General features: G+C 74.4%; 16 protein-coding genes. 4 read left to right on the top strand and 12 right to left on the bottom strand.

Going from position 1 to position 12,744, the window contains the following annotated elements:
• Positions 1-80: 80 nt before the first annotated feature.
• The 5 genes from phnG to AB0881_RS36420 form a co-directional block, all read right to left on the bottom strand.
• Complete coding sequence (gene phnG, locus AB0881_RS36440) at positions 81-542, bottom strand: phosphonate C-P lyase system protein PhnG (RefSeq protein WP_366624631.1); 462 nt, start codon at positions 540-542, stop codon at positions 81-83.
• Positions 539-1,258 (bottom strand): GntR family transcriptional regulator, encoded by a 720-nt coding sequence (locus AB0881_RS36435; RefSeq protein WP_366624629.1) that lies wholly within the window; start codon positions 1,256-1,258, stop codon positions 539-541. Before AB0881_RS36435 ends, phnG begins: the two co-directional genes overlap by 4 nt.
• An 86-nt stretch (positions 1,259-1,344) precedes the next feature.
• Positions 1,345-3,000, bottom strand: coding sequence for a phosphonate ABC transporter, permease protein PhnE (gene phnE, locus AB0881_RS36430; RefSeq protein ID WP_366624627.1), 1,656 nt, complete (start codon positions 2,998-3,000; stop codon positions 1,345-1,347).
• Positions 2,997-3,836 (bottom strand): phosphonate ABC transporter ATP-binding protein, encoded by an 840-nt coding sequence (gene phnC, locus AB0881_RS36425; protein WP_366624626.1) that lies wholly within the window; start codon positions 3,834-3,836, stop codon positions 2,997-2,999. The genes phnE and phnC overlap by 4 nt, the downstream gene beginning before the upstream one ends.
• Positions 3,833-4,762 carry a phosphate/phosphite/phosphonate ABC transporter substrate-binding protein gene (locus AB0881_RS36420; RefSeq protein ID WP_366624624.1) on the bottom strand — a complete coding sequence of 310 codons (930 nt, stop codon included), beginning with the start codon at positions 4,760-4,762 and terminating at the stop codon, positions 3,833-3,835. Before AB0881_RS36420 ends, phnC begins: the two co-directional genes overlap by 4 nt.
• A gap of 261 nt (positions 4,763-5,023) precedes the next feature.
• Here AB0881_RS36420 and lnt point away from each other — a divergent pair, with 261 nt between their 5' ends.
• The 3 genes from lnt to AB0881_RS36405 all read left to right on the top strand — a co-directional run bounded on the left by lnt (position 5,024) and on the right by AB0881_RS36405 (position 8,058).
• Positions 5,024-6,721 carry an apolipoprotein N-acyltransferase gene (gene lnt, locus AB0881_RS36415; RefSeq protein WP_366624622.1) on the top strand — a complete coding sequence of 566 codons (1,698 nt, stop codon included), beginning with the start codon at positions 5,024-5,026 and terminating at the stop codon, positions 6,719-6,721.
• Between the two features lie 5 nt (positions 6,722-6,726).
• Positions 6,727-7,476 (top strand): polyprenol monophosphomannose synthase, encoded by a 750-nt coding sequence (locus AB0881_RS36410; RefSeq protein ID WP_366624621.1) that lies wholly within the window; start codon positions 6,727-6,729, stop codon positions 7,474-7,476.
• A 72-nt stretch (positions 7,477-7,548) separates the two neighbouring features.
• Positions 7,549-8,058 (top strand): FxsA family protein, encoded by a 510-nt coding sequence (locus AB0881_RS36405; RefSeq protein WP_366624619.1) that lies wholly within the window; start codon positions 7,549-7,551, stop codon positions 8,056-8,058.
• Positions 8,059-8,180: 122 nt separating this feature from the next.
• Here the strand turns inward: AB0881_RS36405 and AB0881_RS36400 are convergent, their stop codons facing one another.
• From AB0881_RS36400 to AB0881_RS36385, 4 genes are all read right to left on the bottom strand, one after another.
• The gene (locus tag AB0881_RS36400; protein WP_366624617.1) at positions 8,181-8,525 is read right to left on the bottom strand and encodes an RNA polymerase-binding protein RbpA; all 345 of its coding nucleotides are present in this window, start codon (positions 8,523-8,525) and stop codon (positions 8,181-8,183) included.
• Between the two features lie 131 nt (positions 8,526-8,656).
• Positions 8,657-8,995 (bottom strand): hypothetical protein, encoded by a 339-nt coding sequence (locus tag AB0881_RS36395; RefSeq protein WP_366624615.1) that lies wholly within the window; start codon positions 8,993-8,995, stop codon positions 8,657-8,659.
• Positions 8,996-9,035: 40 nt separating this feature from the next.
• On the bottom strand, positions 9,036-9,641 hold the full coding sequence (locus AB0881_RS36390) for an ATP-dependent Clp protease proteolytic subunit (protein WP_366624613.1): 606 nt from the start codon (positions 9,639-9,641) through the stop codon (positions 9,036-9,038).
• Positions 9,641-10,195, bottom strand: a complete 555-nt coding sequence (locus AB0881_RS36385) for an ATP-dependent Clp protease proteolytic subunit (RefSeq protein ID WP_366624635.1) — start codon at positions 10,193-10,195, stop codon at positions 9,641-9,643. Before AB0881_RS36385 ends, AB0881_RS36390 begins: the two co-directional genes overlap by 1 nt.
• Before the next feature lie 199 nt (positions 10,196-10,394).
• Between AB0881_RS36385 and AB0881_RS36380 the strand changes: the two genes are divergently transcribed.
• A complete protein-coding gene (locus AB0881_RS36380) occupies positions 10,395-10,685 on the top strand; it encodes a type II toxin-antitoxin system Phd/YefM family antitoxin (RefSeq protein ID WP_366624611.1) in 291 nt (96 codons plus the stop codon).
• Here the strand turns inward: AB0881_RS36380 and AB0881_RS36375 are convergent.
• The 3 genes from AB0881_RS36375 to AB0881_RS36365 are packed head-to-tail and all read right to left on the bottom strand — an operon-like array spanning position 10,682 to position 12,738.
• Positions 10,682-11,491, bottom strand: coding sequence for a glycerophosphodiester phosphodiesterase (locus AB0881_RS36375; RefSeq protein ID WP_366624609.1), 810 nt, complete (start codon positions 11,489-11,491; stop codon positions 10,682-10,684). The two genes, AB0881_RS36380 and AB0881_RS36375, sit on opposite strands and share 4 nt — an antisense overlap.
• Before the next feature lie 57 nt (positions 11,492-11,548).
• On the bottom strand, positions 11,549-12,100 hold the full coding sequence (locus AB0881_RS36370; RefSeq protein WP_366624607.1) for a TrmH family RNA methyltransferase: 552 nt from the start codon (positions 12,098-12,100) through the stop codon (positions 11,549-11,551).
• On the bottom strand, positions 12,097-12,738 hold the full coding sequence (locus tag AB0881_RS36365; RefSeq protein ID WP_366624605.1) for a methyltransferase: 642 nt from the start codon (positions 12,736-12,738) through the stop codon (positions 12,097-12,099). Before AB0881_RS36365 ends, AB0881_RS36370 begins: the two co-directional genes overlap by 4 nt.
• Positions 12,739-12,744 lie beyond the last annotated feature (6 nt).

The following is a 12,744-nucleotide window of genomic DNA, read 5'->3' as shown; positions in this document are numbered from 1 at the left end:
GGCCTGCGCCGCCGCGCCGATCCCGGCCTCCGGCCCGCCGGCCGGGGCGGGACCCGCGGTCGGACCCGTGGTCGCGGCGGTCACCGGAGCTCCTCGAACTCGACGACGGTCGGGGCGAGCGCGGCCCACTCGGCGGCGTCCTCGGCCGCCTGCCGGGCGGCGACGGCGGCGCACACCTCCTCGACCCGCGCGGCCTCGGGCAGCCCGGCCGCGGCGGCGGCGTCCAGCAGCGCGGCGGCCAGGGCGGCCACCCGGTCGTCGCCGCCGCGCATGCTCCAGCCGGTGGCGCCGGCGACCTCGACGGTGCACTGGGTGACCAGCACCTCGCCCAGGTAGAAGCGCTCCTCGGCGACCGGCTCGCGGACCTGCAGCATCACCATGCCGACCTCCGGTGGATGGATCACCCGCGGGGTGCCGAGCGCGCCGCCGTCCAGCAGCCGCTCGGCGGCCGGGACCAGCTCGCCGGGCTCGGCCGCGGCGAGCAGCCGGGCCCGCCGCGCCGCCGCCGGTTCGGGCGGTGCGTCTTGCGGGGGCGAATTCACGGTGACTCCTCCTCGATCTCGAACACGACGTCCAGGACGTCGGGTCTCAGGTAGGTGCGCGCGTACTCGATCCGGCGGCCCCGGACGGTCCGGTTGACGCTCTCGGCCAGCCAGACCGGGGACCGGTCGCCGCCGGCCAGCCGGTCGGCCACGGCGGGCGGCGGGACGTCCAGGCCCAGGCGGTAGCGGTGCCGCACGACCGTCAGGCCGTACCGGCGGGCCAGCGCCCGGTGCAGGGAGATCTCGTCGCCCAGCTCGGCGTCCAGGCCGGGCAGCGGCCGGTGCGGCAGCAGGCTGGTGGCGAACGCGGCGGTCTCCCCGTTGACCGTGAAGACCCGTTCCACCGCCCACACCGCGCTGCCCGCGCCCAGCTCCAGGTGCCGCCGCTCCTGCTCGACGGCGCGCCGCACGGCGCACGACAGCAGCCGCGAGCCCGGCTCGGCGCCGGCCCGGCGGACGGTGTCGCTGAACGAGGGCGGGCGGTGCGCCGCGATGAGGTACTCCACCCGGCCCCGCCGGAACGTTCCACGGCCCTGGATCCGGCGGACCAGCAGCCGCCGCTCCAGCTCCTGCAGCGCGGCGCGGGCGGTGGGCCGGGACACCTGGAAGCGGGCCGCCAGCGCGTGCTCGCTCGGCACCCGGGAGCCCACCGGGACGCGCTGAAGCTCGTTCTCCAGCCGGTCGGCCATCTCGAGATACAGCTGCGCGGTTGTCATGACAAGCAGCCTGAGCTGGGGAGATGACCGGCGGGTGAATGCGCGGTTGCCCCGCACCCGCCCGCGTCCGGCCGCCCGGCCACGTCTCATCGCAGCGCGTCCCGGACGGCCGTGGACACCAGCTCGACCGCCAGCACCACCGCGAACACCGGCAGCACGATCGCGGTGACGACGTCGAAGTTCAGCGTCCGGATGTTCTGGCTGAGCGCGAAGCCCAGCTCGCCGGCGCCGACGATCCCCAGGACGAAGAAGGCCCGCAGGTTGTGGTCGAGGGCGTACAGGACCGTTCCCACCAGGCCGGGGGTGAGCTGGCCGGGCACCGACACCGCCAGCTCCGCCGTGCGGGACGCGCCCGCCGAGTCCAGCGCCTCGCGCGGGCCCGGCCGCATCTCCTCGGCGGCGTCGGCGGTCAGCTTGGCCACCAGCGCCGCGGTGAACACCGCCAGCGCGCAGCTGCCCGCCACGGCGCCCAGCGCCACGCCGAGCGCGGCCACGAACACCAGCACCAGCAGCAGGTCGGGGATCGAGCGCAGGCCGACCAGCACGGCGCGCGACAGCAGCCGCGGCACCGGATTGCTGACCACCGTCCGGGCCGCCAGCAGCCCCAGCGGCGCCCCGGCGATCACGCCGAGGAACGTGGCGGTCATCGCGATGGCGCACGTCTCCACCAGTCCCGGCGCCAGGCTCCCGGCGATCGGCTCGAAACGCGGCGGGAGGAAGCGCCCGGCGGCGTCGGCGAGCCTGGGCACCAGCTCGGCCGGCGCGCCCGGGGTCAGCCCGGTCCGCGCGCACGCGACGGCCACGATGACCAGGCCGCCCCAGCCGGCCAGGTGGACGGCGCGCCGCCCGCCGGTCCACGGTGCCCGCGTCCCCCGTACGGGCGGGACGCTCCGGGCCGTCCCGCCGCCGCCCAGCAGCGCGCGGCGCAGCCCCATCGAGGCCGCCTCGACCGCCAGCACGACCGCCACGATCACCAGTGCGATCCCGGTCGCCTCGCGGTAGTCGGTGAACCCGAAAGCGGTCTTGAGGTCCAGCCCGATGCCGCCCGCGCCGACGGCGCCCAGCAGCACCGACCCGCGGAAGTTGATGTCCAGCCGGAACAGCGTGGCGGCGACCATGGACGGCGCTGCCTGCGGCAGCACCCCGGTCAGCAGCCGCTGGGCGGGCCCGGCGCCGGTGCCGGCGACGGCCTCCCGCACGCCCTCGTCGCACCGCTCGACCGCCTCGGTGAACAGCCGGCCCAGCATCCCGACCGAGTGCAGGCCGAGCGCCAGCACGCCCACCAGCGGCCCGATGCCGAGCGCCGCCAGGAAGAACACCGCGAACACCACGTCGGGGACCGCACGGCACGCCACGATGATCCCCAGCGCCACCGCCCGCACCGGGCGGGCCGGGGCGGTGTTGCGGGCCGCCCCGACCGCCAGCACCGCCGCCGCGGCCGCGGCCAGCGCGGTGCCGGCCACGGCCATCCAGAGGCTGTCGAGCACGTGGACGGCCGTGGCCGCCGGATCGCCGATCGTCGGCGGCCACGAGCGGGCCAGCAGCCCCGCGGCGGCGCCCAGCCCGTCGGCGAGCGTCGCCAGGTTCAGCCGGGTGTGGCCGACCGCCGCCAGGCCGAGCCCGCAGAAGGCCAGCGGGAACAGCCAGGCGACGGCCCGCCGCGCGGTCAGCGGCGGCCGCGTGGACGGGCGGGCCGCGCCGGGCGGGCCGGAGGGGGTGCGTGCCGGCGACAACGCCGTCACGAGGCCGCCCTGACGGCCGCCTCGCCCGGTACGGCCCGGACGGCGGCGGGCGCGGCCGGCCCGTCCGCGCCGCCTCCGCCGCCGTAGACCCGCAGCACCCGGTCGCGGTCGAGGTCGGTGGTGGGGGAGTCCAGCACGATCCGGCCCTCGCGCATGCCGACCAGGCGGCGCGTCCAGGTCAGGGCCAGGTCGGTCTGGTGAAGGGTGCAGACGACGGTGAGCCGGTCCTCCAGGCAGATCCGGAACAGCAGGTCCATCACGGTCGCCGCGCTCTCGGGGTCCAGCGAGGCGACCGGCTCGTCGGCCAGCACCAGCTCGGGCCGCTGCATCAGCATCCGGGCGATCGCGACCCGCTGCTGCTGGCCGCCCGACAGGCTGCCGGCGCGCTGGTAGGCCCGGTCGGCCAGACCCACCCGGTCCAGGTGCTCCAGCGCCTCGCGCCGGACGGCCCGGGGCCAGGTCACGATGCCGTACCGGGGGATCCGCACGCGGCCGAGCGCGCCGGCCAGCACGTTCTCCATGACGGTGAGGCGCCCGATCAGGTGGAACTGCTGGAACACCACGCCCACCCGGCGCCGCACGTCCCGCAGTGCGCGGCCGCGCGCCGCCGCCAGGTCGGTGCCGAGCACCCGGACGGCGCCGGAGTCGGGCCGGGACAGGGCGTTGAGGTGGCGCAGCAGGGTCGACTTGCCCGACCCCGAGCGCCCGACCAGGCCCAGCAGCTCCCCCTGCCGGACGGTGAGGTCGAGGCCGTCGCAGGCCCGTACCGTCCCGAACGCCTTCACCAGCCCGCTGACCTCGACGACCGGGGCCGCGGCGCCATGCGGGGCGCTCATGCGGCCTTCGAGCACTTGTCGTTGCGCGTGGCGGCGCAGACCTGCCGGACGGGGTCGAACGCCTTGTCGTCGATGGCCTGGTACCCCCAGTAGGAGGGATCGGAGGTCACCTTGCACGAGGCGGCGTCCTCGCACACGCCCAGCGCCACCATGCGGTCCTTGTTGGCGTCCCTGGTGAACGTGGAGGTCAGCTTGGCGCGCACGTCACCGGGCAGATCGGTGCGGATCGCGATGGGGGAGGCCGGGATCGCCGGGGACTTCCACACCGCCTTCAGGTCGCCGCGCGCCAGCTCCTTCTTGGCCGGCAGCACCGAGTCGACCATCGACTGGAGGCTGAACCCGGCGTCGCACTTGCCGTCCTTGACCGACAGCGCGGAGCTGTCGTGGCCGCCGGCCATGACCGGCTTCACTCCGGTCCTGGGGTCGACGCCCGCCTGCTGGAGGCCGGCGGAGGGGAACAGGTACCCGGACGTCGAGCTCGGGTCGACGAAGCAGACCTTCTTCCCCTTGAACCCGGCCAGGCTGGTGATCGTGCTGTCCTTGGGGACGACGCCGTAGCTGTGGTACGTCGGCGCCTCGCCCTTCTCGACCATCGCCGCCACCGGGGTGATCTTCGCGCCGTTGGCGCGGGCCAGCACGTACGACAGCGGCCCGAACTCGGCGATGTCGATCTTGCCGGAGACCATGCCCTCGATCACCGCGTTGTAGTCGGTCGACCGGACGAACGTCACCTTCCGCCCGGTGTTCTTCTCGATCAGCCCGATGATGTCCTCGTACTCCGCGTTCGGGTCGATGTTCTGCTCCGACGGCACCGCCGCGAACGTCAGCCCGCCGGCGTCGTCGTCCGAGGCCGCCGAGGACCCGCAGGCGGTCAGGGCGGCCGCGGCCGCTCCCGCCAGCAGGGCGGCGCGCGTGAATCGCGTCATGCACAGGCTCCTAGCGTGCGATCTCTTCGCTCGACTTCTTCACTCGACGCCCCGCAACCTGCGCGTTCCCGGTAATGAGCGCGGCAGGACCGGCTTTCCCTGCGGGAACGGGGCGGTGAACACCGGGCGGCCGCTCCGGGGCGGGACCGGCCCCGGCCGGGGCCGGGGGCGGGTCGCCGTGGTCGCCGCGGCCCGGTAGCGTTCCGGAAGGCGGCACCGCCGGAGAGCGGCCGCCCACGGGCACGGAGACAGGGAGCGGAATTGGCGCAGGAGATCCTGCCGGAGCGGCCGGCGGCCGCCGGGCCGTCGGCCGAGGCCGCCGGCACCGCCGATGCCGCGGATCGGTCCGCGGCCCGCGCCCCCGCGCCGTACTTCACCCGCTGGGACCGGCTCCGCGGCGGCGGCCGCGCCGGCTGGACGCGCACGCTGCTGGCGGTGGCGGCCGGGCTGCTGATGTGGGCGGCGTTCCCGCCGGCGGACCTGACCCCGCTGATCTTCCCCGGGGTGGCGCTGCTGGCCGCCGTCCTGCACGGGCTGCCCGCCCGGACCGGCGCCTGGCTCGGCTTCGTCGCCGGCGTCGCGTTCTTCGTCCCCGTCCTGGAGGGCCTGGTCAAGATCGGCCCGGACGCGTGGATCCTGCTCGCCGTCGTCCAGGCGCTCTACTTCGCCCCCATGGGCGCGGGCATCGCGCTGGTCACCCGGCTTCCGTTCTGGCCCGCCTGGGCCGCGGCGATGTGGGTCGCCGAGGAGCTGGTGCGCGGCCGGGTGCCGTTCGGCGGCTTCCCCTGGGCCCGGCTGGCCTTCAGCCAGACCGCCACGCCCCTGACCCCGTACGCCTCGCTCGGCGGGGCGCCGTTCGTGACGTTCCTGACCGCGCTGATCGGCTGCCTGCTGGCGTACGCCGCCGTGGCCGTCCTGCGCGCCCGCCGCGAACTCGCTGGGAACGGCGAGGGGGCCGGGCCGGACCGCGCCGCCGCCCGCCGCGCCCTGGTCAAGCCGCTGGCGATCCCGCTGGCCATCGCCGCCGCGATCATCGGCGGCGGCCTGCTGATCCCCACCCCCACCGCCGGGCGGCCGGTCACCGTCGCGGTGATCCAGGGCAACGTCCCCCGGCTTGGCATGGACTTCAACAGCCAGCGCAAGGCCGTCCTGGACAACCACCTCGCCCGCACCCGCGAGCTGGCCGCCCAGGTCCGGGCCGGCCGCGTCGCCCGCCCCGAACTGGTGGTCTGGCCCGAGAACGCCAGCGACCTCGACCCCTACTCCGACCCCGAGGCGTACAACGCCATCCACGCCGCCGTGCGGGAGATCGGCGTCCCGGTGCTGGTCGGCGCGCTGACCGACACGCCCGACGGGGAGAAGGTGGAGAACCGCGGGATCGTCTGGGACCCCCGCAGCGGGCCGGGCGACTACTACGTCAAGCGGCATCCCGTGCCGTTCGGCGAGTACCTGCCGTTCCGCGACGTCCTCACCAAGCTGATCACCCGCTTCGAGCGCATCCCGCGCGACTTCGCCAAGGGCACCCGCTCCGGCGTGATGCGGATGGGCCCCGTCACCATCGGCGACGTGATCTGCTTCGAGGTCGCCTACGACCAGGAGGTGCGGGACGTCGCCGCCGGCGAGCTCATGGTCGTGCAGACCAACAACGCCACCTACGGCCGCACCAGCCTGCCGCCGCAGCAGATCGCCATGTCCCGGCTGCGGGCGGTGGAACATGGCCGTACGATCTTGGTTGCCGCGACCAGCGGCATCAGCGCGATCGTGGCCCCGGACGGCCGCATGATCGACAAGTCGCGCGAGTTCGTGCCCGACATCCAGGTGGCCTCCGTTCCGGCGCGCACGGAGCGGACGCTCGCCGACCGGGCCGGCGCCCTACCGGAATGGGCGCTGGCCGCGCTGGCCGCGGGGGCGGCCGGCTGGGCCGCGTGGTTCACCGGCAGGAAGAACGAGGGGAATTGACGCCGATGGAGATCCCAGCCGAGCTCGGCCGGGTGCTCGTGATCATCCCGACGTACAACGAGCGGGACAACATCGAGGCCATCACCGGCCGGGTGCGCGAGGCGGTGCCGGGGGCCGACGTCCTGGTCGTCGACGACGCCAGCCCGGACGGCACGGGGGAACTGGCCGACGCGCTGGCCAAGGCCGACGAGCAGGTCAAGGTGCTGCACCGCACCGGCAAGGAGGGCCTCGGCCCCGCCTACATCGCCGGGTTCCGGTGGGCCGCCGAGCGCGGCTACGACGTCATGGTCGAGATGGACGCCGACGGCTCCCACCAGCCCGAGGAGCTGCCCCGCCTGCTGGCCGCGCTGCGCGACGCCGACCTGGTCATCGGCGCCCGCTACGTGCCGGGCGGCCGGGTCCGCAACTGGTCCAAGCGCCGCGAGGCCCTGTCGCGGGGCGCCAACACCTACGCCCGGCTGATGCTGGGCGTCCCGCTGCACGACTCCACCGGCGGCTTCCGCGCGTTCCGCGCCGCCACGCTGCAGAAGATCGGCCTGTCGGACGTGGACTCGCGCGGCTACTGCTTCCAGATCGACCTGGCGCTGCGCACGCTGCGCGAGGGCCTGCGGGTCGTCGAGGTGCCGATCACGTTCCTGGAGCGCACCCACGGCAGCAGCAAGATGAGCCGCGACGTGGCCGCCGAGGCGATGTGGCGGATCACGTACTGGGGGATGGCCGACCGGGTCGAGCGGCTGCGCCGGCCGCGCGGCTGAGCGGGAAACGTTCGGGGCCGCCCCGGCGTTGACCACTACGGAAGCCCGTTCCGCCGACCCCGAGATGGAGCCATGCCGGCACTGGTACTACTCGCGATCCTGCTGACGCCGATCCTGGAGATCCTCGGGATCGTCCTGGCGGTGAACCTGGTCGGCGGCTGGTGGACGCTCGCCGCGCTGCTGGCCACCACCGCGCTGGGCGGCTGGATCACCCGCCGGGAGGGCCGCCGGGCCTGGCGCGCGCTGCAGGGCGCCGTCCAGGGCGGGGCGCCGGCCGAGCGGGAGCTGTCGGACGCGGCGCTCGTGCTGGCCGGCGGGCTGCTCCTGCTGGCGCCCGGCTTCCTCACCGACATCGCCGGGCTGGTGCTCATGCTGCCGTTCACCCGGCCGCTGCTGCGCCGCCCGCTGGCCGCCTACGGCGAGCGCCGGATCCGCGAGGCCGAGGCGCAGGTCTTCCCGCCCGGCATGACCCGCGAGTCGTTCACCCCGTACGCGACGCGCGCCGACCGGTCGCCCCACGGCCGCGTGGTGCAGGGCGAGGTCGTCCAGGACGAGGCCCCCGAGGACGACCCTCCGAAGTGACCCGCCCGGCGGCGCGACCGCCGTCCCGGGCACGGAGAGAATCCCGCATCTCCCTCTGAACGTGCGCGAGCCCGCGGCCCCTGAGGGGTCGCGGGCTCGATCGATCGGTCAGGGCGCCGGCGTCAGGCGCTGCGCCTGCGGCCGGCGCGGAGGATCTCCAGACGCTCGGCCAGCACCTCCTCGAGGTCCTCCAGCGTCCGGCGTTCCATGAGCATGTCCCAGTGGGTACGGGGCGCCTTGCCCTTCTTCGCTTGGGGCAGTTCGCCGTCCACCCGCAGGGCGGTGGCGCCGCAGCTGCGGCATTCCCAGGTCATCGGCACCTCGGCCTCGGCCGCGAGCGTCACGGTGAACCGGTGGCCCTTCGTGCAGGTGTAGTCGACCTCCTGGCGAGGGGCCAGATCGGTGTTGCGATCGTTCTCGTAGCTCGTCGCTCCGAGTCGAGTGCCGCGAAGTGCGCGCTCGGCCATCGTTACGTGCCTCCCAGACGGCTTGCGGTCTCGTCTTGCCCAACGCTGGATCTCGTCACAAGATTCCCGCACCCGAGGCGATCCAACCCTGCTCTTCGCGGCCCGTTCGGGCGCCCCCGGAAAACCTTCGTTCACCCCCTGTTCAGCCCCGCACCGCGCCACACCGCGAGGACGGGCACGGCGACGACCTCGGCTCGGGCGTCGGGATGCAGGCCCCGCGCGCCCTCGACGATCCGCTCCAGCCGGTCCTCGGTCGACAGGAGCGTGACCACGTACCGGCCGTCGCCGGTCTTGACCTTGCCGTCCTTCAGGTACGGGTCGGCGGCGGGCCACCACTGGAGATCGTCGGCCAGCTCCGTCTCGATCGCGAACTTGGCGAACGCCCTGGCGTAGTGGGGGTGGCCGACCTGGACGCGGACCTCGACGACCCGCGGCCCGCCGCGTCCCTCCCGCTCACTGGGTTCGATCATGGCCGGAGCCTAGGGCGGCCCGCGCCCGCCCCGGTAGCGATCAGCCACGTGTGGTCAGGATGTCGTCGATCAGGCCGTACTCCTTGGCCTCCTCGGCGGTGAAGTAGCGCTCGCGGTCCAGGTCCCGGCGGACCTCCTCGGGGGTGCGGCCGGTGGCCTCGGCGACGATCGACTCCATCTGGGCGCGCAGCCGCAGGATCTCCTCGGCCTGGATCTGCATGTCGCTGGACTGGCCCCGGATCGCGCCCTCCACGCTGGGCTCGTGCAGCAGGATCCGCGCGCGCGCCAGTGCGGCCCGCCGGCCCTTGGTGCCGGCGGCCAGCAGAATCGCGGCCGCCGAGGCGGCCTGCCCCACGCAGGTGGTCTCGACCTCCGGCCTGATGTAGTTCATCGTGTCGTGGATGGCCAGCATCGCCGTGAGCGAGCCGCCCGGCGAGTTGATGTAGATGCTGATCGGCCGGTCGGGGTCCATGCCCTCCAGCGCCAGCAGCTGGGCGGTGACGTCGTTGGCGGAGGTGTCGTCGACGGGCGTCCCGAGGAACACGATGCGGTCCTCGAAGAGCTTGTTGTACGGCGTCATCTCCTTGGTGCCCCAGCTCGTCCGCTCGACGAACGAGGGCACGTGGTAGCGGCTCTCGGGGCGCATCACGAGCCCACCCGGTCGGTGCTGTCGATGACGTGGTCGACCATGCCGTACTCCTTGGCCTCCTCGGCGGTGAACCAGCGGTCCCGGTCGGAGTCGGCCCGGATCTGCTCCAGCGTGCGGCCGGTGTGCCGGGCGTGCAGCTCGGCCAGGACCGTCTTGAGGTAGAGCGACTGCTCGGCCTGGATCTTGATGTCGGACGCGGTGCCGCCGATGCCGCCGTGCGGCTGGTGCATCATCACCCGCGCGTGCCGCAGCGCGTAGCGCTTGCCGGGGGTGCCGGCGCACAGCAGCGTCTGCCCCATCGACGCGGCCATCCCCATCGCGACGGTGGAGATGTCGTTGGGGACGAACTGCATCATGTCGTAGATCGCCATCCCGGCGTCCACGACCCCGCCGGGCGAGTTGACGTACATCGTGATGTCCCGCCGGCCGTCCTCGGCGGCGAGCAGCAGCAGCTCGCCGCAGATCCGGTTCGCGAGCTGGTCGTCGATCTCCTGCCCGAGGAACACGATCCGCTGCGACAGCAGCCGCTGCGAGAGCGCCTCGTTCACCATCGCCTCGGGCGCGCTCACCGCGGCGCGGGACCGTCCGATGTAGGTCTCGGGGCGCTGCCGGGGCAGCTCCGGCGTGGGCTCTTCGCGCATGTGGGCCTCCCGATGTGAAACGTACATTGCGTACGCTAGGTACTGTGAGTACGGACTGTACATTTCGAGGGTCGGGAGTGCCAGGGGAGTTCGCCGTAAGATGAACACCGTGGAGAAAGCAGTGACGGAGGCCCGCAAGGAACTCGCCGATCTGGTCAACCGGGTCGCCTACACAGGCGAGCGCGTCGCGCTCACCCGGCGCGGCAAGGTGATGGCGGCGCTGGTCTCGGCCGAGGACCTGGAACTGCTGGAGAGCCTGCGGGAGGGGCGGATCGACCTCACCGAGGCGGGCCGGCCGGCGCCGGCCGAGGAGCGGCCCGCGCCCCGGCAGGAGCCGCTGCGGATCGCGGCGGAGTACCGGCCGCCCGGGCCGCCCCGGCCGCCGGGGTTCGGCCGCTAGCGCGCCGCGGGGGCCGCCGGGCGGGGCCAGAGGCTGCGGGCGGCCATGACGTGGCGCAGGGTGACCAGCTCGTCGGTCATGATGCCGTCGACGCCCAGGTCCAGCAGGCGCTCCATCTCGGCGGCGTCGTTGACCGTCCAGGCGTGCACGCGCAGGCCGAGGGCGTGGGCCTGGGCGATGAACGACTCGGTGACGAACGGGAGGCGGCCCAGGCCGTAGGGGACCTGGGCGCAGGCGACCCCGGTGGCGGCCAGCCGCACGAGCTTGGCGGTGGGGCCGCCGTAGGACTTGGCGCGCAGCGCCATCACCCCGCGCGGGCCGAGCGCGGTGCAGACGTCCTGGTCGGTGAACAGCGGCAGCCGGGCGCGCATCTGGGCCAGCCGGCGGGTGGAGAACGAGGTGATGCAGACCCGGTCCCAGGCCCGCGTGCGGTGCAGGACGCGGGCGAGCGGGCCGATCACGGGCGCGTCCTTGATGTCGATGTTGACCCGCGCCTCGGGGAACGACCCCAGGACGTCCTCCAGCAGGGGGATGGGCTCGGTGCCGCCGATGCGGGCCAGGGCGACCTCGGAGTAGGGGAGGCGCGCGATCGTCCCGGTGCGGTCGGTGACGCGGTCCAGGGTGCGGTCGTGGAAGGCGATCACGGTGCCGTCCGCGGTGGCGTGCGCGTCGGTCTCCAGGTAGCGGTAGCCCAGGTCGAGGGCGCGCTGGAACGCGGCCATCGAGTTCTCCGGGCGGCCGCGGCCGCCGCGGTGGGCGAAGGCGATGGGGCCGGGGTGGTCGAGGAAGGCGTACGTCCGGGGCACTCCTCCGATTATGGACCGCCCGCGGCGGTCGTTCGATCCCGGGGTGACCTTACTATGTCAAGGCGCGGCCCATTCGCGGCGCCGGGCCTCGGCGAGCGCGATGGCGGTGGCGACGGCGACGTTGAGGGAGCCGACCCGGCCGATCTGGGGGATGTAGGCGACGGCGTCGGCCGCCGCGAGCAGGGCGGGGGAGCAGCCGTGGTCCTCGCCGCCGACGGCCAGGCACACGTCGCCGTCCAGCGGGGCCTCGTGCAGCGGCACGGCGTCGCCGGTGAGCTCGATCGCCACCAGCCGCAGCCCTTCGGCGCGGATCGCGGCGGCGGCCTCGGCCGGCGTGCCGGCGTGCTCCCACGGGACGAGGCGCTCGGTGCCCAGGGCGGTTTTGGCGACGTTGCGGTGGGTGGGCTCGGTGGCGTTGCCGGCCAGCCAGAGGCGCTCGACGCCGAACACGGCGGCGCTGCGCAGGATCGAGCCGGTGTTGAACGGCTGGGTGACCGACTCCACCAGCAGCCCGAGCCGCGCGTCGGTGCGCCGCCGCCAGTCGCGGTTGAGGCGCTTGACGTCGGTGGGGCGCAGCTGCTTGCGCGCCGGTTCCTGGGCGGTGCTCATGCGGGGTCGCTTTCGGTACGGCGTTCGGTAGGGGGAGAGTCGGTAGGGGGAGAGACGGCCAGGACGCGGTAGGCCGAGCGGGAGGCGATGCGTTCGGCGGGGAAGCCCTGGGCGTCCAGCCAGCGCTGGAGGGAGTCCGAGCCGAGGTGCTTCTGGACGACCAGGTGGGCGAGGCCGCCGGGGGCGAGCCGCGGCAGCCAGGCCAGCAGAAGGTCGTGGAGTGCGGCCTTGCCGATGCGGATGGGCGGGTTGGACCAGATCGCGGCGAAGCGCAGCCCGGGATCGATCCCGTCGGCCGGGCAGAACCTTACAGCGTCAAGGCCGGCGGCTTGGGCGTTGCTCCGCGCCAGCTCCAGCGCGCGTTCGTTCACGTCCACCCCATAGACGCTCGCCTGCGGCGAGCGCCGCGCCATGGTGAGGGCGATCGGGCCGTACCCGCAGCCCAGGTCGAGCAGGTCGCCCTCGGCCGGGGGAGGGGGCACGGTCTCCAGCAGGATCCGGGTGCCGGCGTCGACGCGGTCGGGCGAGAACACGCCCCGGTCGGTCTCCAGGCGCAGGTGCAGGTCGGGCAGGACCAGGTCGACGGTACGGCGCCGGCTGGCCGCGCCCGGGCGCGGCGCGAAGTAGTGTTCCCCCACGTCGGA

The organism is Spirillospora sp. NPDC029432 (genome assembly GCF_040703975.1).
Taxonomy (GTDB): domain Bacteria; phylum Actinomycetota; class Actinomycetes; order Streptosporangiales; family Streptosporangiaceae; genus Spirillospora.
This window is presented reverse-complemented; position numbering and strand designations above follow the sequence as displayed.